This window comes from Billgrantia hypersalina (assembly GCF_052584175.1).
Genome location: NZ_JBMIQI010000011.1, coordinates 399073 through 419777, shown reverse-complemented (window position 1 = coordinate 419777; position 20705 = coordinate 399073). Strand labels below are relative to the sequence as shown.

Here is a 20705-nt window from a genome sequence, read left to right as displayed (position 1 = left end):
GTGGTACGAGAGACAGCGTCGAAGCGGCTATTCCGCCGCTTCGGCCTTGCGATAACGCCCCGTATAGTCGAACAGCTTCTCGCGTACCTGCCAGTGACGCCCTACCTTGCGTCCCACCACGAAATCGGGATGGCGCAGACGCCGACGCTCGGCGACGACCTCGTCGGGGCTCGTGGGCTGCCAGCGCATCCCCGGGGCGCGCAGGTGGTCGCACAGGAACACGGCGGCAAAGGCGGCGCGCTGGGCCGACGTTTCCAGGGCGAACCATTCCGCCAACGTGGCACCGTCCTCGTCGTGATAGACGACCTTGAGCCGCGGCAGGCCGCGTCCGTTGACGGCGGCCTCGAGCTGCATGCCGGCGACACGCAGCACGCGGGCGTCCTTCAGTCGCAATGCTTCCTTGAGCTTGTCGTCGGCATCGACCAGCAGGGTCTCGCAGCCGTGGCAGCGCCGTGCGGCGATGTCGTTTTCGGCGCCGCACTCGCCGCAGGTCTTGAAGCGGAAACGAAACTCGCACTGGCTGCGCTTGCCCGATGCGCCCTCGACCAGCCCCTGGCAGCGCCGACCGAAGTGTTCGATGACGATCTCGCCCTCCTTGCGCCCCCAGAACAGGTTGGCGTGGCCGCAGGCGGGGCATTCGACCTGCACCGGTTCGCTGTCCGATGCCGGGCGCGGGTTGCCCACCTCGGGCGCGTAGAGATCCCACGGATTGCCGGCGTAGTCGAGGATCAGGCAGTCGCGCTTGCCCGGAGCGAGGCGCAGGCCACGGCCGACGATCTGCTGGAAGAGGCTCACCGACTCGGTAGGCCTCAGGATCGCGATCAGGTCGACGTGGGGCGCATCGAAGCCGGTGGTGAGCACCGCCACGTTGACCAGGTACTTGAGTTCGCGCGCCTTGAAGGCGGCGATGATCCGCTCGCGTTCGCGCGACGGCGTCTCGCCGGTGATCAATGCCGCCTCGGCGGCAGGCAGGTAGCCCAGTACCTCCTCGGCATGGGCCACCGTGGCGGCGAACAGCATCACGCCCTGGCGGTGACGGGCGCGCTCGACGATCTCGGCAACGATGCCCGGCGTGGCGCGGCTGCCCGCGACGACCCGGTTGAGCTCCTCCTCGCGAAACAGCCCGCTCGAAGCCGGCTGAAGCAATGAGAAGTCGTAGCGCGCCACCGCCGCATCCACGCGCCTTGGCTCGGCCAGGTAGCCCTGCTTGACCATCAGCCGCAGCGGCTGCTCGAACACGCAGTCGCGAAAGAAGCAATCGTCCTCGCCGCGCACCATGCCGTGGTGATGGCGGTGGTAGATGAAGCCCTGCCCCAGGCGGTAGGGCGTGGCGGTCAGCCCCAGCACCTTCAGCCGGGGATTGGCTCGATGCAGGCGTTCGATCACGCGACGGTAGCTGGCGTCCTCGTCCGGCGAGACCCGATGGCATTCGTCGATGACCAACAGCGAGAATCGGCTGTCGTCGAAGCGGTCGACGTTGCGCACTACCGACTGCACCGAGCCGAAGACCACTTGGCGTGCACTCTCCTTGCGCCCCAGCCCGGCGCTGAAGATGTCGGCTTCGAGGCCATAGGCCAGGTACTTGGCGTGGTTCTGCTCCACCAGTTCGCGCACATGGGCCAGTACCAACACCCTCCCACGGGCCAGGCGTGCCAGCTCGGCGATCACCAGCGACTTGCCGCTGCCGGTGGGCAGCACCACCACTGCCGGCTCGTCGCTGGCGCGAAAGTGCGCTACCACGCGGCGCACGGCCTCCTGCTGGTAGGGTCGCAGCGCAGGAGCCGTGGATGCAGGCATGACAGAAACAGCGTCAGGGCTCATGGCGACCATAGGCAAGCGACAAGGCCCGTCATGTTAACCGGACTCGCGCTCACCGTCAGGCTTCACTCGTGGAAATTCGCCGTGCGCCTGTGCGGGGCGGCCTCGCGATATGAAGCTGAAAGGCAAGTGTCATGCCCTGCTGCCCCATGCGATGCCGCGCGGCAGCCTGGCGCGACAGTCCCGGGTAAAAATTCGTTTCATTTTGCTTCGCTGATTTCACCGTCAATTCGTCTATAGTAAAAATTCAGTGCCGTGCCGTGTCAGACGAAGCCCGCTGCAGGCAACGGGAAGTGTGGCTTTCGTCATGCCGAAGAATGGAATCACTGACTCATCAGACTTAAACGTCGCGATACCTGATGAAGTTCATGCAAACCGGGGGCATTCTCCGGGCATCATCAACATCGCTTCATGCGAGGATGCGGCCGATGCCCGGCCTCCGACAAGAGGACACTGCCATGCCAGAAAAAACAACAACGATCTCCAGGCTGGCCCTGGTGCTGGATGAGCTGTTGACACTCGCCGAGGCGCACGAACGCGCCGAGGTCACGCGGTACCGACGACTTGCCTTCAGTTTCCTGCCCTTCGATACCGCCGTGAGCCGGCTCATGGCCTCGCTGGGCATACAGTGCGAGATGCGTGTCGAGGAGCTGCGCCGCCTTTCGCAGCAACTGGGTCGATCGGAATCTGCAAACCAACCGCTACGAAATGCCCTGCATTCGCCCTTCTTCATCGATACGCCGTTGCTGGCCCTCGATACCCTGCAACAGGCGGTGAACGACGCCGAATACTCGCTGCACTTCCACAAGCATCTGCGTGAAGCCAGCAGCGCTCAGGCCCTATATCCCGCCCTGACGGCAATCATCAAGCAGAAGCAGGCGGAGCATGTCGTGCTGAAGGGATTTCTTGCCTCACGCCACGACATGGGACAGAGGGAACAGCGTGCCTGAACCTGCTGCGCTCATGAAACCGGAGTTACGACGGCAGGGACGAGCCCGAACAGCATCAAAACGAGGAGGCGGCCGGCAGGCCGCCTCTCTCATTGCCGGACAGTGACTCAGCCCAGCCATGCCCGAGCATTGCGGAACAGCCGCATCCAGGCTCCATCGCGGGTCCAGTCCGCCGGACGCCAGGAGTTGCTTACGGCCCGTACCACCCGCTCCGGATGGGGCATCATGATGGTGACGCGCCCATCCGGGGTGGTCAGCCCGGTGATGCCGGAAGGCGAACCGTTGGGATTGGCCGGGTAGTGCGTGGTGACCTGCCCGTAGTTGTCGATGTAGCGCAGGGCCACCTGGGCATTGCCCTGCATGCTGCGCAGGTGGGCACTGTCGCGGAACTCGGCGCGCCCTTCACCGTGGGCCACAGCGATCGGTAGCCGTGAGCCTTGCATGCCGGCGAGCAGGATCGAGGGACTCTCCTCCACCTGGACCATGGCCACCCGGGCCTCGAACTGCTCGGATTCGTTGCGCACGAAACGCGGCCAATTCTCGGCACCGGGAATCAACTCCTTGAGCTGAGCGAACATCTGGCAGCCGTTGCACACGCCAAGGCCGAAACTGTCGTCGCGCGCGAAGAAGGCCGCGAACTGCTCCCGGGCACGCGGATTGAACAGCACCGACTTGGCCCAGCCACCGCCGGCCCCCAGCACGTCACCGTAGGAAAAGCCACCGCAGGCCACCAGCCCCTTGAAGTTGGCGAGATCGACGCACCCTTCGAGGATATCGCTCATGTGGACGTCCACCGACTCGAAGCCGGCATGATCGAATGCCCAGGCCATCTCCAGTTGGCCGTTGACGCCCTGTTCCCGCAGGATGGCCACCGCCGGCCGTGCCGTATTGACGAACGGCGCGGCGATGTCCTCGTTCACGTCGAAGCTCGGACTGGCCGAGAGCCCAGGGTCGCGGCCGTCCAGCAAGCCGTCGAACTCGCTCTTGGCGCAGTCGGGGTTGTCGCGCAGCGCCTGCATGCGATAGCTGGTTTCCGTCCAGGTACGCTGGGCCAGCAACCGGGTGGTCTCGAGCAGCGGCTCCTCAAACAGCGTCACGCGCACCTGGTCGTCGTAACGCGGCCGAGCGATGACACCGCAGGTCTCGATGCCGGCGGCAGCAAACTGGGTCAGCACCTCCTCGGTATAGTGGCGATTGACCTGGATCACCGCGCCGAGCTCTTCGGCGAATAGCGCATCCACCGCCTGGGTCGGCTCGTCGATCAGCCAATCGAGCTTGATCTCGAGGCCGGCATGCGCGGCGAAGGCCATTTCCAGCAGCGTGACCAGCAGGCCGCCGTCGCTGCGGTCGTGGTAGGCCAACAGCTTGCCGTCGGCATTGAGCCCCTGGATCACGGCGAAGAACGCCTTGAGATCTTCCGGGTCATCGAGGTCGGGACATTCGTTGCCAAGCTGGCCGTAGACCTGCGCCAGGGCCGAGCCACCCAGGCGATTCCTGCCGCCCCCCAGGTCGATCAGGATCAGATCGCTCTCATCCTGCTCCAGGTTGATCTGCGGCGTCAGGGTCTTCATGGCATCGGTGACCGGAGCGAAACCGGTCACTGCCAGCGTGAGCGGCGCGGTGACGCTCTTCTCCTCTGCCTCCTCGCCGTCGCCGACCTGCCAGGCCGTGCGCATCGACATGGAGTCCTTGCCCACCGGTATGGCAATGCCGAGCTGCGGACAAAGCTCCATGCCCACCGCGTGGACGGCGTCGAATAGCGCCTGGCTCTCGCCCGCGTGGTCGGCGGCGCTCATCCAATTGGCGGAGAGCTTGATGTCACCGAGCTTGGCGATGGGTGCCGCGGCCAGGTTGGTGACGGTCTCGGCTACCGCCAGGCGAGCGCTGGCGGCCGGATCGATCAGCGCCACCGGGGGGCGCTCGCCCATGGCCACGGCCTCGCCGGCAAGGGTGTCGTAGCTCGCGGTAGTGACCGCGACATCGGCCACCGGCACCTGCCAAGGGCCGACCATCTGGTCGCGGGCCACCATGCCGGTGATGGAACGGTCGCCGATGGTAATCAGGAAACTCTTGGAGGCCACCGTGGGCAGGCGCAGCACACGCTCCATGGCTTCGCGCAGGTCGAGGTTGTCGAGCATTACGCCGGGAAGTTCCAGGTTCTTGCGCTCGAATTCACGCTGCATCTTCGGCGGCTTGCCGAACAGCACGCTCATCGGGAGGTCGACCGGCTTGCTCTCGAAGTGGCCGTCGCGCACCTCCAGATGATGCGCCTCGGTCGCCTCGCCCACCACGGCGTAGGGGCAGCGCTCGCGGGCGCACAGCGCATCGAAGGTAGCGAGATCCTCCGGCGCCACGGCCAGCACATAGCGCTCCTGAGCCTCGTTGCACCAGATCTCCAACGGGCTCATGCCGGGTTCGGCGTTGGGTACCGCGCGTAATTCGAAGCGGCCGCCGCGGCCGCCGTCCTTGACCAGCTCAGGCAGGGCATTGGAGAGCCCGCCGGCGCCCACGTCATGAAAGAAGCGGATGGGGTTAGCCTCGCCCAGCGCCCAGCAGCGGTCGATCACCTCTTGGGCACGGCGTTCCATTTCAGGGTTCTCGCGCTGCACCGAAGCGAAGTCGAGGTCGGCGCTGGAGGCGCCGGAGGCCATCGACGAGGCCGCGCCGCCGCCCAGGCCGATCAGCATGGCCGGCCCGCCCATCACGATCAGCTTGCCGCCGACCGGGATCTCGCCCTTCTTGACGTGCCCGTCACGAATGTTGCCGTAGCCGCCGGCGATCATGATCGGCTTGTGGTAGCCACGCCGCTCGATGCCGCCGGCTCCGAGCACGTCCTGCTCGTAGGTGCGAAAATAGCCCGCCAGGTTGGGGCGGCCGAACTCGTTGTTGAACGATGCCCCGCCGATCGGCCCCTCGAGCATGATGTCGAGGGCCGATTGCATGCGCTCAGGCTTGCCGTACTCGAAGGCCTCCCAGGGCTGCACGAATTCCGGAATGCGCAGGTTGGAGACGGCGAAGCCGGTGAGGCCCGCCTTGGGCTTGCCGCCGATCCCCGTCGCCCCTTCATCGCGGATCTCGCCACCGGCGCCGGTGGCCGCTCCGGGATAGGGTGCGATGGCCGTGGGATGGTTGTGGGTCTCCACCTTCATCAGGATATGGATCGGCTCGCGATGCGTGCCATACACCGCTCGCTCAGCCGCCTTGCCGGTCAGCGGTGCGGCGAAGAAGCGCCCCGCTTCGCTGCCCCGGATCACCGCGGCGTTGTCGCTGTAGGCCGAGAGGATGTCGTCGGGCGAGGCCTGGTAGGTGTTCTTGATCATCTTGAACAGCGAGTGGCTCTGGGCCTCGCCGTCGATCAGCCAGTCGGCGTTGAAGATCTTGTGCCGGCAGTGCTCGGAATTGGCCTGGGCGAACATCATCAATTCGACGTCGGTGGGGTTGCGCTGCAGCTCGCGGAACGCATCGCCAAGGTAATCGATTTCGTCCTCGGCCAGCGCCAGGCCCAGAGCGATGTTGGCCTGTTCAAGGGCCGCCCGCCCACCTTCCAGTACGTTCACCTGCCCCAACGGTGCCGGCTCGTGGTGAGCGAATAGCTGTGCGGCGTCGGACGCATCGGTCAGCACGGTTTCGGTCATGCGGTCGTGCAGGGTCTCGACCATCGCCACGAAGGCCGCTTCGGACATGGGTGCGCTGAGCACGACACGGTAGGCGAGGCCTCGCTCGATTCGATGCACCCGACGCAGGCCGCAGTTATGTGCGATGTCGGTGGCCTTGGACGACCAGGGCGACTGGGTGCCGATGCGCGGTACCACCAGGAACAGCTGGCCTTCGGCATGCTCCCCGCCCTGTGAATCGTCGCTAGCGCTGCGGATGCCGTAGTCGAGAAGCTGACTGAGAAGGTTCCGCTCTTCTTCGGTAAATTCGTCGTCGTGATCCACGAAGTGCACGTACTCGGCGTGCAGGGACTCGACCTCGGGAACCCGTGCGCGCAGAGAAGCCAGCAGCTTGTCGTGACGGAAAGCGGAAAGGGCAGGCGCGCCTCGAAGTTCGAGCATGTCTTGAAGCCTCTGAAGCAAGCGGAGGAAGGGCCGCACGGCGGCGAAGAAAGGCGCCATGATACTGGAAAGCGGGGGCGGGACGAAATGCAACGGATGACAGGTGTGCCTCGTGCCGTTATCGTGAAGCTCTCATCGCCACCCGTCGCCTGAATGCCCGAGCCCGATCGTCGTTTCCTGCTGAGCCGCTTGCGCCTGGCCGCCCTGTTGCTGCTGGGCATTACCCTGTGCCTGTTTCCCTATCGCCATTTCACGCCGGAAAGCGGTCTGCTGGAAGCGGTACTTGAGCGCGACTTCATCAGCATCCACACGCGCAACACGCCCACCACCTATTATGAAGGGCGCCATGGCCCGACCGGGTTCGAGTATGAGCTGATGCGTCGCTTCGCCGAGTATCTGGACGTGAGCCTGACACTTGACTCCCGTCACCATATCCAAAGCGCACTGGACGCGGTGCTTGAGGAAGGCGACCTGGCCGCCGCCGCCCTGCCACTGGACCTGACCCAGTCAGATCTCATCTATAGCCGCCCGATCCTCGACCTGCAACCGCTGCTGGTCTATCGTCGCGGCCTGCCGCCGGTCGATGCTCCCGAGGATCTCGTCAGTCTCGCCATCGGCACCATTCGCGGCTCGGGTACCGATCGCGTCCTTCGCGAGCTGCAGGCTGAGTATCCGGCGCTGAGCTGGCAAGAATCGCCAGATATGGAAGTCGCCGAGCTGCTCAGCCGCGTGGAGAGCGGCAGCCTCGACGCGGCCGTGGTCTTCGAGCATCAGTTCCGCATCAACCGCATTTTCTTCCCTGGCGTCGAGCGAGGCTTCCGGCTGGGCAAGCCACTCTCCATGGCCTGGGCCTTTCCTGCCCGCGGTGGACTGGCCCTGCAGCAGGAGGCCAATCGATTCCTCGCCGATTTGCTGCAGGAAGGCCAACTCGACGAGCTGGTGGCCCATCACTTCGGCCATGACGACTATCTCGAGTATGTCGGCGCGCGGGTCTTCATTGCGCAACTCAACGAACACTTATCCACGTATGCCGAACTGTTTCGCGAGGCAGCACGCAACACCGGCTTCGACTGGAAGCTGCTGGCGGCGCTGGCCTATCAGGAGTCGCACTGGGATCCCGAGGCAACCTCGCCCACCGGCGTGCGCGGGATGATGATGCTGACCCAGCCCACCGCGACGGAGATGGGCGTGAGCGACCGTCTCGATCCGGCTCAGAGCGTCGATGGCGGGGCGCGCTACCTTCGCCAGATCATGGACCGCCTGCCCGGGTCGATCCAGGGCGACGACCGGCTCTACATGGCCATGGCCGCCTACAACGTGGGGCTCGGCCACTTGTATGACGCACGTCTGATCGCCGAAGAGCTCGGCGGCGATCCCGACAGCTGGGCGGATGTGCGCGAGGCCTTGCCACTGCTGCAAGAGAAGGAGTGGCACAGCAAGACTCGCCACGGCTATGCTCGGGGCAGCGAGCCGGTCATCTACGTCCGCAACGTACGCCGCTACTATGAAATCCTGAGTTACGTCGATCGCTCCCAGCAGCAGTACCTGCAGCTCAGCGAAGCCCCCGCCGAAGAGGACGATGGCCGGCCGCCGTTCGACATCATTTCACCGCGACTCTAGAAGAGGCGTGGATCGCAGGTGCCTGAAGGGGCAGTGCAGGACTCACGCCGGGCCTCGAAGAAGCCCTTGAGCAGCCGGGAGGCACGCGCGGCGAGCAACCCGCCCTCCACCGAGACGCGATGATTGTGCCAGGGCTGGGCAAACAGGTTGGCCTTCGACTCCACCATTCCCGTACGTGGCTCGGCGGCCCCATAGACCAGCCGGGCGATGCGGGCGTGGATGATGGCCCCGGCGCACATCATGCAGGGCTCCAGCGTGACGAAGAGGGTACAGCCTTCCAGGCGGTAATTGCCCAGCTGCTGCGCGGCAGTACGCAGCGCGCGGATCTCGGCATGGCCGCTGGGATCGTGCCCCGAGATCGGTGCGTTGTAGCCGGCACCGACAATCTCGCCGCTTGCATCCACCACCACGGCCCCCACCGGCACTTCGCCGGCGGCCAATCCCTCACGGGCCTGATCCAGTGCTCGGTGCATGTAGAATTCGTCACTGCGCATCGGCCTGGACTCCGTTATGCTGATGCCTTAAACAATCGTATGACACGCCCTGAGGAAGCCTCATGACCGACGCCCTGACAGAGCTCGTCAACCTGCTCGGCCTGGAAGAGATCGAGGAGAACCTGTTCCGCGGCCGTAGCCAGGATCTCGGCCTGCCGCAGCTGTTCGGCGGCCAGGTTCTCGGCCAGGCACTCTCGGCTGCCACCCACACCGTTGACCCCAGCCGCCAGGCGCATTCGCTGCACGGCTACTTCCTGCGCCCCGGCGACCCCCACCGCCCGGTAGTCTATCAGGTCGACGCCGTACGCGACGGCGGCAGCTTTACCACCCGGCGCGTCACCGCCATCCAGAAGGGACGCCCCATCTTCTTCTGCAGCGCCTCCTTTCACGGCCGCGAAGCGAGCATGGCCCACCAGATGGCGATGCCGGAGATCGCCCAGCCCGATGCGCTGGCCGAGGATCCGAGTGCACGGCTGGAGCGCTTTCCCGGCCATCCCATCGAGTTCCTGCACTTGGGCGACGAAGCCGAACCGGGCCAGCCCTCACGCAAGCGGCTGTGGTTCCGCCTTACCGGCGATATGCCCGACGATCCTGCGCTGCATCGCTACCTGCTGGCCTACAGCTCCGACTTCAATCTCTTGACGACCGCGCTGGTGCCGCATGGCATCAACTTTCGCGATCCCAGGCTGCAGATCGCCAGTCTCGACCACGCGCTGTGGTTCCACCACGACGTGAAGGTCAACGACTGGCTGCTCTACGACATGGACAGCCCCTGGGCCGGCGGCGCCCGCGGTTTCGCCCGCGGCAGCATCTATGATCGCAGCGGTCGGCTGGTCGCCTCCACCGCCCAGGAGGGTCTGACCCGGCTGCGCGACGCCCCCTGAGACAGCCGCATGCCAACTGGCATGCGGCTAATGTCTTAGTCAGCGAAGCCCTCGGGAGCCTCAAGGAAGCAGGAAATCGGCCGAAGTTAGTGAGTGCTTGCATCTGCTAAGCAAACTTACTTCCTCCCGAGGTTTCGCTATGAAAGCATCGGCTCCCAAAGCCTCATTCTCTCTGAGCCTTCAGGCTCGTCTCCTTCTCCTGGTCCTGCTGCCCCTGCTGATCACCACGCTCTGCCTGGTGGTCATCGATGCCTATACCCGCATCCAGGACAGCCGGGCCAACCTGGAGCAGCAACGTCAACTGCTCATCGACACCCGCAAGACCGGCGTGCGCGACGTGGTCGACAGCGCCCACACCGCCATCGAGCCCGTGCTGCAGGCGTCGGGCCTCAGCGACGCCGAGCGGCGTGAGCGAGCCGCCGAGATCCTGCGCGCCATCAAGTTCGAGGGCGGCAACTACGTCTTCGCCTACCGGTACGACGGGCTCAACATGGTCACCGCGCCGATGCCCGAGCGCGAAGGCACCAACATGTGGGACCTGCAGGCCCCGGATGGCTCCTACATCCTCCGCGATCTGATCGACGCAGCGCAGCGGGGCGGCGATTTCTATGAATACCCGTGGGAGCATCCCGGCTCCGGGACCATCGAGCCCAAGTACTCCTACGCGGCCAACGTGCCCGAACTGGGCTGGATGATCGGCGCCGGCGTCTATGCCACCGAGATCGACGCCGCCATGGCCGAAGCCGAGACCCAGGCAGCCGCCGAGCTGCGCCGCTCCATCCTGACGGCGGCATTGTTGGGGCTGGGGCTCTTCATCGGTGTGGCGATCGTGTCGACCTGGCTGGTACGCCGCACCGTGCGTCCGATTCGCCGCACCGCCGACGCCATGCGCGACATCGCCAAGGGCGAGGGCGACCTGACCCGCCGCCTGACGGTAGAGAGCCGCGACGAGATCGGCGAGCTGGCCACCCAGTTCAATGCCTTTGTCTCGCGTATGCAGGAGACCCTGCTCGACGTTCGCCGCAGCACCGCCAGCGTCAACCAGGCTGCCGAGGAAATCGCCCAGGGCAGCGACGAGCTGGCCACCCGCACCGAGCAGGCCGCAGCCAACCTGCAGGAAACTTCGGCCTCGATGGAGGAGATCACCGCCACGGTGAACCACAGCGCGGAATCGGCGGAGCAGGCCAACCAGCTGGTCGTCTCTACCTCCCAGGTGGCACGCGAAGGGGAAGCGGCCATGCAGCGGGTCGAGCGCACCATGGCCGACATCGACGCCTCCTCCAGTCGTATCGCTGAGATCGTCGGCCTGATCGACGGCATCGCCTTCCAGACCAACATCCTGGCGCTCAACGCCTCGGTCGAGGCGGCTCGTGCCGGCGAGCACGGCCGCGGTTTCGCCGTGGTAGCCCAGGAAGTGCGCACCCTGGCCAGCCGCTCCGGCGAGGCTGCGAAGGAAATCCGCGCCCTGATCAACACCTCCGTCGCCCACGCCCGCGACGGCAGCGAGATCGTTCAGCGTGCCGGCGCCACCATGCAGGAGATCGTCTCCAGCGTGGCGCGGGTCAGCGACGTGATTGCCGAGATCAGCGCCGGCGCCCGCGAGCAGAACGCCGGCATCGGCCAGATCAATGTCGCCGTGGCCGAGATGGATACCATGACCCAGCAAAACGCCGCCATGGTGCAGCAGACCTCCACCGCGGCCGACGAGATGCGTCGTCACGCCCAACACCTCAGCAACATGATCAATACGTTCGTGCTCGGCGAGGATGGCCACGCCCGGCCTGCCCGTTCGCAGACGCCACGCAGCACCGCAAGCGCACGCCCTGCCGCCCTGCCCAAGCCCGCCGTGGACCCCAAGCCACGCAAGGCCCGTGCCGCCGAGGAGGAGTGGGAAACCTTCTGAGCCTCCTCATACAACAAGCGGTCAGCCCGGGAGGGCTGACCGCGACGTAGCATTTCTCAACTGCGTATGCCGGGCACGTCCTCCTGCAGCTTCGGCATGGGCTGTCGCGGCGGCACGTCGGTGGTGACTTGAAGCTCCTGCTCCGCGCCATCCTGCCAATAGCGCAGCCTGACATCCTCATCCACCGCCGTGTCACGCACCAGCTCAAGGTACTGCAGGGGCGTTTCGGGTGTTTCGCCATTCACTTCGAGCAGCAGCGCACCGGGCCGCAGCCCGGCCTCGGCGGCCGGTCCGTGCACGTCATTCACCAGCACCCCGGGGCGATCGGGCAGGTCCAGCGCCTCGCGCAGATCATCGGTTACCGGCGCGACGGTGATACCCAGCGCCACCACGACCTGATCATCCAATCCTTCGTACTCGATGTTCCGGGCTGCCTCCAGCACCTTGGGTGCCACGAGAATGCTCGCTCCCGCATGGATGGCCAGCGCGATGGCGTCGCTGGGCCGGCTGTCGATACGCAGAGGCTCGTCGCGCCCCGGGAGGCTCAATTCCAACATGCCAAAAAAGGCATCGTTGACGATGGCATCGACATAAACCCGCTCCAGGGTGGCCTCGATTTCGCCAAGCACATCGCTCAGCAGATCATGCGTCATCGGCCGCGCCGCGCGCTCGCCGGAAAGCGCCCTCAAGATGGCGCCGGCTTCGTTGGCACCGATGAAGATCGGGATCACCTCGCGTGCGCCCGGCTCGCGCAGCAATACCACCGGCGGCCCTACGGGTCCGGCCAGTCCCAGCGTGGCGACTTCCACCTCGACCATGTCGTCGGCTTCGGCAGCGAGCTCACGCGCACCCGCCTCCATCGAAACGACCAACAGCACGGCACTGAACAACCGCCATAGCTGGCAGTGCCAGCTCAATGAAATAGGCATGGCCCCCCTCCCTCTGCGTCCAGGTAGTGAACCTTCAGCATGACATCCACGGGTCAGGGCTGCCATTTCGCACCGGCAACGGCCGGTTAGCCGGCGCTCGCACTCGGTAGTGGGGCCCTAGCCTGCCTTGACCTTCACCAATTCATCCCAGCAGGTGGTGTAGCGCTGGGTGCGGCGTTGGCAGCGCAACGCCCAGGCATTGTCCTTATGCGGCAGGCCGAAGCGCACGGTATCTCGCCCCATCTCGCGGTTGAGACGGTCGAGGGTGGCCATCAGCCGGCGACTGCGATCGCGTCTCCCCCCATCGGCAGGCGCATCCAGCAAGGAAAGCTGGCAACGCTCGGCATCCACCAGGTCCAGCAGCATCACATCGCATTTCTGGTAGCGGTGCCCTTCGAGAAAGACCGCCGTCAGCGCCTGGCGCGCCGCGGCGATCAGGGTCGATGTATCGCTGCTGGGCTCAGGCAGCGACACGACGTGGCTGTTGGCATACTGGGCATCTTGAAGCCGGTGCGGGTTGGTGCGTAGAAACACCAGCACTGCACGTGCCAGGCTGCCCTGACGGCGAAGTTTCTCGGCGGCCCTGGCGGCGTGCTGGCGAGTGGCGGCCTGCAAGTCGGTCAACTCGCCGCTCAGCCGCCCGAAGGAGCGCGACACGAGGATGCGCTTTCGCGGTTGGGCGATGTCCTCGAGCTCGATGGCCGAGTGACCGCGCAGCTCCCAGACGATGCGTTCGAGCACCACCGAGAAGGCGAGGCGAATCTCCTTGGGATCGGCCTGGCGCAGCTGCCAGGCGGTCTCGATGCCCATCAGCGCGAGTCGCTCGCCCGTGCGCCGGGCCCCCCCCCAGAGGTCCGTGACCGGCAGCTGCTCCAGCACCCGACGGGTCACGGCACTGTCGGCGTCGAGTCGACAAACGCCTTCGTAGGCGGGCTCCTGCTTGGTCAGGCGATTGGCCAGCTTGGCCAATACCCGGGTGGGGGCCACTCCCACACCGGCAGGGATGCCGGTCCAGCGACGCACCGTTTGCCGCAGCCGATGGCAGTGGGCCTCCAGCGCTTCCGGTTCGAAGCCGGTAAAGTGCACGAAGCTCTCGTCGATGGAGTAGAGTTCCACGACGGGAGAGAACTCGGCGAGCACCTGATTCACTCGGCGCGAGACATCTCCGTAGAGGGCATAATTGCTGGAGAGCAGCACGGCCTGGCGGCGAATGGCCGGGGGCAACTGGTGCAGGGGTGCCCCCATGGCCACCCCCAGCGTCTTGAGTTCCCGGGAGCGCGCCACCACGCAGCCGTCGTTATTGGAGAGCACCCCCACCGGCAGCCCCTCCAGGCGGGGATCGAAAGCCCTTTCGCAGCTGACGTAGAAGCTGTCGCCGTCGACCAGGGCAATCATGCCGGCGCCCCCGGCAGGGCATGGATCACGTGGGTCACCACGCCCCACACATGGCAATCCCGCCCCTCCAGCGGAATCGGTGCAAAGTGCGGGTTGCTGGCCAGCAGCAAGGTGCGTCCCCGTTCGTGCGAGAGCCGCTTGACGGTGAGTTCGCCGTCCACGGCGATCACCACAATCCGCCCCGGGAGCGGTTCCAGGCTGCGATCCACCACCAGCAGGTCGCCATGATGGATACCATCGCCCTGCATCGAATCTCCTTCGGCGCGCACGAAGTAGGTGGAGGCCGGCCGACGCACCACATGCTCGTGCAAGTTGAGAACGCCATCCAGGTGATCGTCAGCCGGGCTGGGGAAACCGGCCCGCACCCGGCAGCCTAAAAGGGGCTGGGTCCGCTCTGCGGGCCATAGACCGGCTCTGCCGAGCATGCGCAGCGAAGGAAAAGGGGTGACGGACATGGGGCCTCCAGAAATACCTGTAATAAAATACAGTATTCGACAGTTGCTCGCCGGAGGCAACCGGTACGCGGATCGACGACACCAGTTGAAGGAAGCCGCTGCGCCTTCCACGCTGAGACTGACGCTTTCCAGGACGGAGACGCAATGGAAGAGGCGACCCGTGAGTTTCTTTTCACTAACAGGTTTTTCATCGAACTCGGCGTGGCACTGCTGCTGGGTGCGCTGATCGGCATCGAGCGCGGCTGGGCTGCACGCGGGCGAGAATGGGGGGAACGGGTCGCAGGCGTACGCACCCATGCCTTGGTGGGGTTGCTTGGCGGCATTGCAGCCCTGCTGGGGGAGAGTCTGACGCGCTGGGCCTTCCCGCTGATATTTCTGGCGGTGGCCATCATCGCATTGGTGGCCTATCGGGCGCGCATGGAACAAAGCCAGGACTACAGCATTACCGGGCTGATCGGGCTGCTTCTAACCTTGTGCTTCGGCGCCTTGGCAGTGGCGGTGGACATTGGACTGGCGACCACCTGTGCCGTAATCACGGCATTGATCCTCGACAACAAGCGCGAGATACACGGCCTGCTCCACAAGCTGGAAGCCAACGAGCTCGATGCCGGTCTTAAGTTGCTGCTGATCAGCGTGGTGGTGCTGCCGCTGCTCCCTAACGAAGACATGGGGCCCGGCGGCGTACTCAACCCCCGTGAGATCTGGTGGTTGGTGGTGCTGATCGCCTCGATCTCCTTCATCGGTTATTTTGCCGTGCGCATTGGCGGCACCGAGAAAGGCATCCTGTTCACCGGCCTGTTCGCCGGCCTGACCTCCTCCACCGCCCTGACCCTGCAATACGCTCACCAGGCGCGGCGCGAACCGCAGTTCGCTCCGATGCTCGCCGCCGGAATACTGTTGGCCTGCGGCACCATGCTGCCGCGACTATTGCTCTATGCAGCCCTGCTCGGCCCTGCCCTGCTGCCTCGGTTGCTGGTCCCGGTCGCGGCCATGGGGGTGACGCTCTACCTCCCGGCGCTGTGGCTATGGCACCGGCATCGCCAAGGCCTCGCTGCCGACCGGCCGATGACCCAGAACCCGCTGGAGTTGCGCGCCGCACTGTTGCTCGGCGGCCTGCTGGTGGTCGTCATGCTGATGGGCGAGTGGCTGCGGGCATGGCTCGGCAATGCCGGTGTCTACCTGCTGGCAGGCGTCTCCGGCATCGCCGACGTGCATGCCGTTGCCCTGTCGCTGAGCCGCATGGCGAAGACCACCCTCGACCTTGATACCGCCATGATGGGGATCGTGCTGGCGGCCTCGGTGAACAACCTCTTCAAGGTGGTATTGACCCTGACGAAGGGAACCGGCCGCCTGACCCGCCACATCGTCGGCCCGATGCTGGCCTCGGCCACGGTCGGATTGCTTGCGGCCTGGCTTTCCTAGGCTCGCCGACTTTCCAGACAGAGCCTAGCGCCTCAAGCAAGCCTCAGTGCCTCGCGAAAGCCGCCCCAGAACATGCGCTTTCCGTCGAAGGGATGATTGGCCGGGTCCATCATGTCCGCCATGCGTGGATCCTCCATCACCCTGGCGTTGATGCGATCGCGCTCCTCGCGCGAGGCATAGCGAATCCAGGAGAAGATCACCGTCTCTCCCGGCGCCAGCTTGACGCTCTGGGGAAAGGAGGTGTGCTCTCCCGGCTGGACGTCATCGGCCACGCATTCGACATACTCCAGCGCGCCATGATCCCGCCAGATCTCCCCGGCCCGTCGGGCCATGTCCAGATACGCCTCGAGATTCCCCTCGGGCACCGGCAGTACGAAACCATCGACGTAACTCATGGTAATGCCTCCTGTATCGGGTAGCTGAGTCACCCCGAAAGGGGGGCTCATGGTTCTATCGAACCGGCAGGCAGGGATTCGACAGCCGACGTTCGCAACGCTACCTCCGTCAGGCGACGTTCGAGGAAGCGGCGTTCGGCGGCGTGGGTCACCAGCGTAAGCGCCTCGCGGTAATGCTCGGCGGCCTCTGCGTGACAGCCCAACCGACGCAGCAGGTCGGCGCGCGTCGCCGGCAGCAGGTGATAGCCGGGCAAATGAATCTTCTCGAGCAGCTCCAGCCCCACCTCCAGCCCATCGGCCATGGCGATGGCGACGGCGCGGTTCAGCGCCACCACGTCCGTGGGCTGGATGGCATACAGCAGGCTGTAGAGGGCGGCGATGCGCCGCCAGTCGGTTTCCTGCGGCGTTTGCGCCTGGGCGTGCAGCGCCGCGATGGCAGCCTGCACCGCATAGCTGCCAAGCGCGCCGCCACGCAGCGCTATCGGGACATGAGCGCCTCCCTCCTCGATCTCATCGGCGCGCCAGCGCGTGCGGTCCTGATCCTCCAGCAGCACGATGTCGCCCGCCTCGTCGGTCCGCGCTTCGCGCCGGGCGTGGTGTAGCAGCATCAAGGCCAACAAGCCGCGAGCCTCAGGCTCGGCCGGCAGCAATCTCACCAGCATTCGCCCCAGACGGATCGCCTCGTCGCAAAGTTCGGTACGCACCCAGTCATCGCCGAAGCTGGCCGCATAACCTTCGTTGAAAATCAGGTAGATGACCGCCAGCACCGGCTCCAGGCGCTCGCTCAGGGCCGAGTCGTCCGGTACCTCGAAGGGAATGCCGGCATCGCGGATCTTGGCCTTGGCGCGCACCAGCCGCTGGGCCAGGGTCGGCACCGGCACCATGAAGGCACGTGCAATCTCCTCGGTGCGCAGCCCGCCCAGGGTATGCAGCGTCAACGCCACCTGGGCGGGGCGCGCCAGGGCCGGATGGCAGCAGGCGAAGATCAGGCGCAAGCTGTCCAGCGGTTCGGCCTCGAGGTCGCTCGCCAGCGACAGTTCAAGATGCTGGCGCAGCTCATCGTTCTTGCGCTCGCGCATCTGCTGGTGGCGCAGCTGATCGACCACCTTGTGGCGTGCGGTGGCGATCAGCCACGAGGTCGGATTCGGTGGCCAGCCCTGCGCCGGCCACTGCACCATCGCCGCCTCGAAGGCCGCCTGCACGGCATCTTCGGCCAGCTCGAAATGCCCGAAGCGGCGGATCAGGCTGGCCAGCACGCGGCCATACTCACGGCGATAGAGGTTATCCAGCGACACGGCACTCCCTCACAGGCGGTAGGCAGGGTCCACCGGCCGCACCTCGACCGAGCCACCGACACGCAGCGGCGGGATGCGCCGAGCGAATGCCAAGGCTTCGTCCAGATCGCGGCACTCCACGACGTGAAACCCGCCCAGTTGCTCGCGGCTTTCGGCGAAGGGGCCGTCCAGCATCACCGTCCTGCCGTTCTGCTCGCGCAGGGTGGTGGCGGCCGCGACCGACTGCAGGCGGGCGCCACCACGGTAGTGCCCGCTGGTGACCATCTCCTGGATCAGGGCGTTGTAGTCGTTCATCACCGCATCACGTTCGGCATCGGGCAGTCCCTCCCACAGCGCCTCGTCGATACAGCACATCAGCATGTATTGCATGATCTTTCCTCCTGATAAGCACAGCCTCATGGCTGCCTGATGAGTGATCGAACGGGCGCGCGATGAATCGACAGGCCTGACAGGGAAGATAGCCGAGAGTTAAGAATTATCGCTATTGTTGCGTTTCGGCCCGCTTCCTGTGTGGCTTGCAGAAGAACGGGTCTAATCGAATGATCGTCAGGTTCGCCCCATGGCGAGACTCAACGCAGAGGACCATTGAAATGGAAATCACCCGCAGCCGGGATTTCACCGCCGAACGCGCCTGGGGCGCCAAGGACATCGCCAATATGAACGGCATCACCACCCGTCTGCACTGGACCGACCAGCCCTACCGCTGGCACGTCAACGACGGCGAGGAAGTTTTCGTGGTGCTCGATGGCCGCGTCGAGATGCGCTACCGCAGCGAAGGTGTCGAACAGGCGCAGTTATTGGAAGTGGGCGACATCTTCTACGCCTCGGTAGGCACCGAACATGTCGCCTGCCCCATCGGCGAGGCCCGTGTTCTGGTGATCGAGAAGGAAGGCAGCGTCTAGTACAAACGCGGCTACCCGCTCACCGGGGCCGTCAGGCCCCATCCCACTCCATCACGAACCGCGCCCTGGGCCAGCGCACCTTGGCCACCCCAGCCAGTCGGTCCTGCTCGCTATCGCGATAGCCAAGCGCCAGCAGCACTACGCTACGTAGCCCCTGCTTCTCGAGACCCAGCAGGACATCCAGCGCAGAGGGATCGAACCCTTCCATGGGCGAGGCATCGATCCGCTCTGCGGCGGCAGCGGCCAACGCCATACCCAAGGCGATATAGGCCTGTCGAGCCGCCCATTGATGGCGCATCTCCGGCGTGGCGAGCCCGGCAACGGCAGCGTGGAGCGACTGCCGATATCCTTCCAGCTCGGCTGGGTCGAGATGGCGGGTGGTGGCCGTCAGTTCGATCAAATCGTCGACATGGCGTCCATCCACCTCATCCCAAGCGGCGAAATTAGTAGATGCGAGCATTCGCTGACCTGTGGCTGATCGCAGGCGGCTCGTCGAATCCGCTCACGCAGCGCAGCGTCTTCCACTACCAACACGCTATAGGGTTGCAGGCCGTAGGACGACGGTGCCAGGCGCGCGGCCTCGAGAATCCCACTCAGCGTGTCGTGGGGCACTTTCTCTCCGTTCATGCGCTTGGCGGCATAGCGCCAGCGCAGGGCTTCCATCAGAGTCATGGCTCGTCACTCTTCAGTCAGGGTTTCGCCGTGGTAGGCGAGATCGTGGCACCGCGATGGAAAAGGACCGCGCCGAGGCCCACCAACACCCCCGCCAGGCCCAGGTAGGGCGGTACGGCTTCACCCAGCAGCGAGACCGCAATCAACGTGCCGACCAGGGCCGCCACCATGCCGATCTGGCTGAGATAGACGGGCCCGGCGATCTTCTGCAACACGAAGTAGAAGACGTAGAGCACGGTGAAGACCACAGCCTCGGCCAGCAGTAGCCGGAACACTTCCGGGCCAAGCAACTGCGAGGCCTGCCGCATCTCGAACGCGAGCACGAAGGGCGCAAGCGACAGCGCACCGCCCAGCAGCATCAGCGCGGCGAGGTAGACCGGCCCGGCCTCTTGCGGCCAGCGCAGGGTGCGATAGACGTTGCCCAGCGCAATGATCAATGGAATCGCCAGCACCAATGCGATCCAGCCCTGAGCACCCTGCATGCCACCCGCCTTGGCCCAGGCCAGCAGCACCCCACCGGCCAGACCCAGCAATACGCCCAGCAGGCGCAACGCATTGACACGCTCCATGCCGATCCCAACGGCCAGCACCCAGGTTACGAGGATCGGGAAGGCGAAGCTGAGCGAGACAAAGCCGGCCCCCACATGACGCACCGCCAGGAAGCCCAGCGCATTGGGTAGGGCGAACAGCGCGCCAGAGACCAGCGCATATTCGACGATGCGGCGGTCGAGTCGCATCGGTTGTCGCTGCAGGCCGGCCAGTGCCAGCAACAGCAGGCCGGCACCGCTCACCGCCACCATCAGGAAACCCAGGCGCGGAGCGCCGGCGCCGTCAGCCAGCTTGGCCAAGGCCAGTGACAGGGCCAGCAGGCTGCCGACCAGCAGCAGGCAGCCCAGGGCGTACCAACCGGCGTGGTTGCGTGGCGTCTTCGAGTTGGTCATGATCGCCTCCTCTCTGCTGGCAAAAGAATCTTGCCAGAAAGTATTTTGTCAGAAAGTATCTTTATGGAAAGATAAACACGCCTATGAACCGTGTCAAGCAAGCCATTGCCCAATGGCAACGCGAAATGCCTGAGCTCGACCTGCTGCCAATGGAAGTGGTCGGTTATATGAAGACGACTCACGTGCTCGCTCAGGAGCGACTGCAGTCCTTCTTCAAGGAGCACGGTCTGCAATTGGGAGAGTTCGACGTGCTGGCCACGCTGCGCCGCTCGGGAGCCCCCTATCGTCTGGGACCGACCCAGCTTTTCGAGACGCTGATGGTCTCGTCGGGGGGCATGACCAGTCGGCTGGATCGCCTGGAGCGGGCAGGTCTGATCGTGCGCTCGCCGAATCCCGAAGATCGGCGCGGCACGCTGGTCTCGCTGACAGAGAAAGGTCTGGCCCTGATGAACCGCGTCGTGCCTCTTCATGTGGAGAACGAGGCCAGAATGCTCGCCGCTCTCAGCCGTGAGGAGCAGCAGGCCTTGGGAGAACTCTTGAGCAAGCTGCTGGATGGGCTCGCCGATCAGGCCTGA

General features: G+C 65.2%; 19 protein-coding genes. 7 read left to right on the top strand and 12 right to left on the bottom strand.

Going from position 1 to position 20705, the window contains the following annotated elements:
* Nucleotides 1-27: 27 nt before the first annotated feature.
* A complete protein-coding gene (locus ACOJCM_RS09065) occupies nt 28-1797 on the bottom strand; it encodes a DEAD/DEAH box helicase (protein ID WP_445211734.1) in 1770 nt (589 codons plus the stop codon).
* A gap of 479 nt (nt 1798-2276) precedes the next feature.
* Here ACOJCM_RS09065 and ACOJCM_RS09060 point away from each other — a divergent pair, with 479 nt between their 5' ends.
* The gene (locus ACOJCM_RS09060; RefSeq protein WP_445211733.1) at nt 2277-2768 is read left to right on the top strand and encodes a hypothetical protein; all 492 of its coding nucleotides are present in this window, start codon (nt 2277-2279) and stop codon (nt 2766-2768) included.
* Between the two features lie 107 nt (nt 2769-2875).
* Here the strand turns inward: ACOJCM_RS09060 and purL are convergent, their stop codons facing one another.
* Nucleotides 2876-6823 (bottom strand): phosphoribosylformylglycinamidine synthase, encoded by a 3948-nt coding sequence (gene purL, locus ACOJCM_RS09055; RefSeq protein WP_445211732.1) that lies wholly within the window; start codon nt 6821-6823, stop codon nt 2876-2878.
* 153 nt (nt 6824-6976) lie between these two features.
* Between purL and mltF the strand changes: the two genes are divergently transcribed.
* Nucleotides 6977-8443 (top strand): membrane-bound lytic murein transglycosylase MltF, encoded by a 1467-nt coding sequence (mltF, locus tag ACOJCM_RS09050; RefSeq protein WP_445211731.1) that lies wholly within the window; start codon nt 6977-6979, stop codon nt 8441-8443.
* Here mltF and tadA read toward each other — a convergent pair.
* The gene (tadA, locus tag ACOJCM_RS09045) at nt 8440-8937 is read right to left on the bottom strand and encodes a tRNA adenosine(34) deaminase TadA (RefSeq protein WP_445211730.1); all 498 of its coding nucleotides are present in this window, start codon (nt 8935-8937) and stop codon (nt 8440-8442) included. The genes mltF and tadA overlap by 4 nt on opposite strands.
* Before the next feature lie 62 nt (nt 8938-8999).
* Between tadA and ACOJCM_RS09040 the strand changes: the two genes are divergently transcribed.
* Both ACOJCM_RS09040 and ACOJCM_RS09035 read left to right on the top strand, forming a co-directional pair.
* On the top strand, nt 9000-9821 hold the full coding sequence (locus ACOJCM_RS09040) for an acyl-CoA thioesterase (RefSeq protein ID WP_445211729.1): 822 nt from the start codon (nt 9000-9002) through the stop codon (nt 9819-9821).
* A gap of 139 nt (nt 9822-9960) precedes the next feature.
* Nucleotides 9961-11724 (top strand): methyl-accepting chemotaxis protein, encoded by a 1764-nt coding sequence (locus ACOJCM_RS09035; protein WP_445211728.1) that lies wholly within the window; start codon nt 9961-9963, stop codon nt 11722-11724.
* A 56-nt stretch (nt 11725-11780) separates the two neighbouring features.
* On the opposite strand, the gene ACOJCM_RS09030 is transcribed toward ACOJCM_RS09035, so the two are convergent.
* The 3 genes from ACOJCM_RS09030 to ACOJCM_RS09020 all read right to left on the bottom strand — a co-directional run bounded on the left by ACOJCM_RS09030 (nt 11781) and on the right by ACOJCM_RS09020 (nt 14503).
* Complete coding sequence (locus tag ACOJCM_RS09030) at nt 11781-12653, bottom strand: bifunctional nuclease domain-containing protein (RefSeq protein WP_445211727.1); 873 nt, start codon at nt 12651-12653, stop codon at nt 11781-11783.
* Between the two features lie 117 nt (nt 12654-12770).
* A complete protein-coding gene (locus ACOJCM_RS09025) occupies nt 12771-14048 on the bottom strand; it encodes a Y-family DNA polymerase (RefSeq protein WP_445211726.1) in 1278 nt (425 codons plus the stop codon).
* Nucleotides 14045-14503 (bottom strand): LexA family protein, encoded by a 459-nt coding sequence (locus ACOJCM_RS09020; protein ID WP_445211725.1) that lies wholly within the window; start codon nt 14501-14503, stop codon nt 14045-14047. The genes ACOJCM_RS09025 and ACOJCM_RS09020 overlap by 4 nt, the downstream gene beginning before the upstream one ends.
* Nucleotides 14504-14647: 144 nt before the next feature.
* On the opposite strand from ACOJCM_RS09020, the gene ACOJCM_RS09015 reads away from it, so the two are divergent.
* Entirely contained in the window at nt 14648-15925 is a 1278-nt protein-coding gene (locus ACOJCM_RS09015; protein WP_445211724.1) for an MgtC/SapB family protein, read from the top strand.
* 32 nt (nt 15926-15957) lie between these two features.
* Here ACOJCM_RS09015 and ACOJCM_RS09010 read toward each other — a convergent pair whose 3' ends face one another.
* The 3 genes from ACOJCM_RS09010 to ACOJCM_RS09000 are packed head-to-tail and all read right to left on the bottom strand — an operon-like array spanning nt 15958 to nt 17984.
* Entirely contained in the window at nt 15958-16320 is a 363-nt protein-coding gene (locus tag ACOJCM_RS09010) for a DUF1428 domain-containing protein (protein ID WP_445211723.1), read from the bottom strand.
* Between the two features lie 47 nt (nt 16321-16367).
* On the bottom strand, nt 16368-17615 hold the full coding sequence (locus tag ACOJCM_RS09005) for an RNA polymerase sigma factor (protein WP_445211722.1): 1248 nt from the start codon (nt 17613-17615) through the stop codon (nt 16368-16370).
* Nucleotides 17616-17624: 9 nt separating this feature from the next.
* A complete protein-coding gene (locus ACOJCM_RS09000; protein ID WP_445211721.1) occupies nt 17625-17984 on the bottom strand; it encodes a YciI family protein in 360 nt (119 codons plus the stop codon).
* Between the two features lie 221 nt (nt 17985-18205).
* Here ACOJCM_RS09000 and ACOJCM_RS08995 point away from each other — a divergent pair, with 221 nt between their 5' ends.
* Complete coding sequence (locus tag ACOJCM_RS08995) at nt 18206-18517, top strand: cupin (RefSeq protein ID WP_445211720.1); 312 nt, start codon at nt 18206-18208, stop codon at nt 18515-18517.
* 31 nt (nt 18518-18548) lie between these two features.
* On the opposite strand, the gene ACOJCM_RS08990 is transcribed toward ACOJCM_RS08995, so the two are convergent.
* Genes ACOJCM_RS08990 through ACOJCM_RS08980 form a run of 3 tightly spaced genes read right to left on the bottom strand, consistent with a single transcriptional unit; the run spans nt 18549 to nt 20130 of the window.
* Entirely contained in the window at nt 18549-18977 is a 429-nt protein-coding gene (locus ACOJCM_RS08990) for a nitroreductase family protein (protein ID WP_445211719.1), read from the bottom strand.
* Nucleotides 18914-19189 carry a nitroreductase family protein gene (locus tag ACOJCM_RS08985; RefSeq protein ID WP_445211718.1) on the bottom strand — a complete coding sequence of 92 codons (276 nt, stop codon included), beginning with the start codon at nt 19187-19189 and terminating at the stop codon, nt 18914-18916. Before ACOJCM_RS08985 ends, ACOJCM_RS08990 begins: the two co-directional genes overlap by 64 nt.
* 17 nt (nt 19190-19206) lie before the next feature.
* Entirely contained in the window at nt 19207-20130 is a 924-nt protein-coding gene (locus ACOJCM_RS08980; RefSeq protein WP_445211717.1) for an EamA/RhaT family transporter, read from the bottom strand.
* Nucleotides 20131-20213: 83 nt separating this feature from the next.
* Here ACOJCM_RS08980 and ACOJCM_RS08975 point away from each other — a divergent pair, with 83 nt between their 5' ends.
* Entirely contained in the window at nt 20214-20705 is a 492-nt protein-coding gene (locus ACOJCM_RS08975; RefSeq protein WP_445211716.1) for a MarR family winged helix-turn-helix transcriptional regulator, read from the top strand.

Bases quoted from the DNA above. Each gene is read 5' to 3' on its own strand.
- ACOJCM_RS09020 (WP_445211725.1), bottom strand. From the start codon at position 14,503: ATGTCCGTCACCCCTTTTCCTTCGCTGCGCATGCTCGGCAGAGCCGGT.
- ACOJCM_RS08990 (WP_445211719.1), bottom strand. From the start codon at position 18,977: ATGCTCGCATCTACTAATTTCGCCGCTTGGGATGAGGTGGATGGACGC.
- ACOJCM_RS08995 (WP_445211720.1), top strand. From the start codon at position 18,206: ATGGAAATCACCCGCAGCCGGGATTTCACCGCCGAACGCGCCTGGGGC.
- ACOJCM_RS09000 (WP_445211721.1), bottom strand. From the start codon at position 17,984: ATGCAATACATGCTGATGTGCTGTATCGACGAGGCGCTGTGGGAGGGA.
- mltF (WP_445211731.1), top strand. From the start codon at position 6,977: ATGCCCGAGCCCGATCGTCGTTTCCTGCTGAGCCGCTTGCGCCTGGCC.
- ACOJCM_RS08975 (WP_445211716.1), top strand. From the start codon at position 20,214: ATGAACCGTGTCAAGCAAGCCATTGCCCAATGGCAACGCGAAATGCCT.
- ACOJCM_RS09025 (WP_445211726.1), bottom strand. From the start codon at position 14,048: ATGATTGCCCTGGTCGACGGCGACAGCTTCTACGTCAGCTGCGAAAGG.
- ACOJCM_RS09040 (WP_445211729.1), top strand. From the start codon at position 9,000: ATGACCGACGCCCTGACAGAGCTCGTCAACCTGCTCGGCCTGGAAGAG.
- ACOJCM_RS09060 (WP_445211733.1), top strand. From the start codon at position 2,277: ATGCCAGAAAAAACAACAACGATCTCCAGGCTGGCCCTGGTGCTGGAT.
- ACOJCM_RS09035 (WP_445211728.1), top strand. From the start codon at position 9,961: ATGAAAGCATCGGCTCCCAAAGCCTCATTCTCTCTGAGCCTTCAGGCT.
- tadA (WP_445211730.1), bottom strand. From the start codon at position 8,937: ATGCGCAGTGACGAATTCTACATGCACCGAGCACTGGATCAGGCCCGT.
- purL (WP_445211732.1), bottom strand. From the start codon at position 6,823: ATGCTCGAACTTCGAGGCGCGCCTGCCCTTTCCGCTTTCCGTCACGAC.
- ACOJCM_RS09010 (WP_445211723.1), bottom strand. From the start codon at position 16,320: ATGAGTTACGTCGATGGTTTCGTACTGCCGGTGCCCGAGGGGAATCTC.
- ACOJCM_RS09030 (WP_445211727.1), bottom strand. From the start codon at position 12,653: ATGCCTATTTCATTGAGCTGGCACTGCCAGCTATGGCGGTTGTTCAGT.
- ACOJCM_RS08985 (WP_445211718.1), bottom strand. From the start codon at position 19,189: ATGACTCTGATGGAAGCCCTGCGCTGGCGCTATGCCGCCAAGCGCATG.
- ACOJCM_RS09015 (WP_445211724.1), top strand. From the start codon at position 14,648: ATGGAAGAGGCGACCCGTGAGTTTCTTTTCACTAACAGGTTTTTCATC.
- ACOJCM_RS09065 (WP_445211734.1), bottom strand. From the start codon at position 1,797: ATGCCTGCATCCACGGCTCCTGCGCTGCGACCCTACCAGCAGGAGGCC.
- ACOJCM_RS08980 (WP_445211717.1), bottom strand. From the start codon at position 20,130: ATGACCAACTCGAAGACGCCACGCAACCACGCCGGTTGGTACGCCCTG.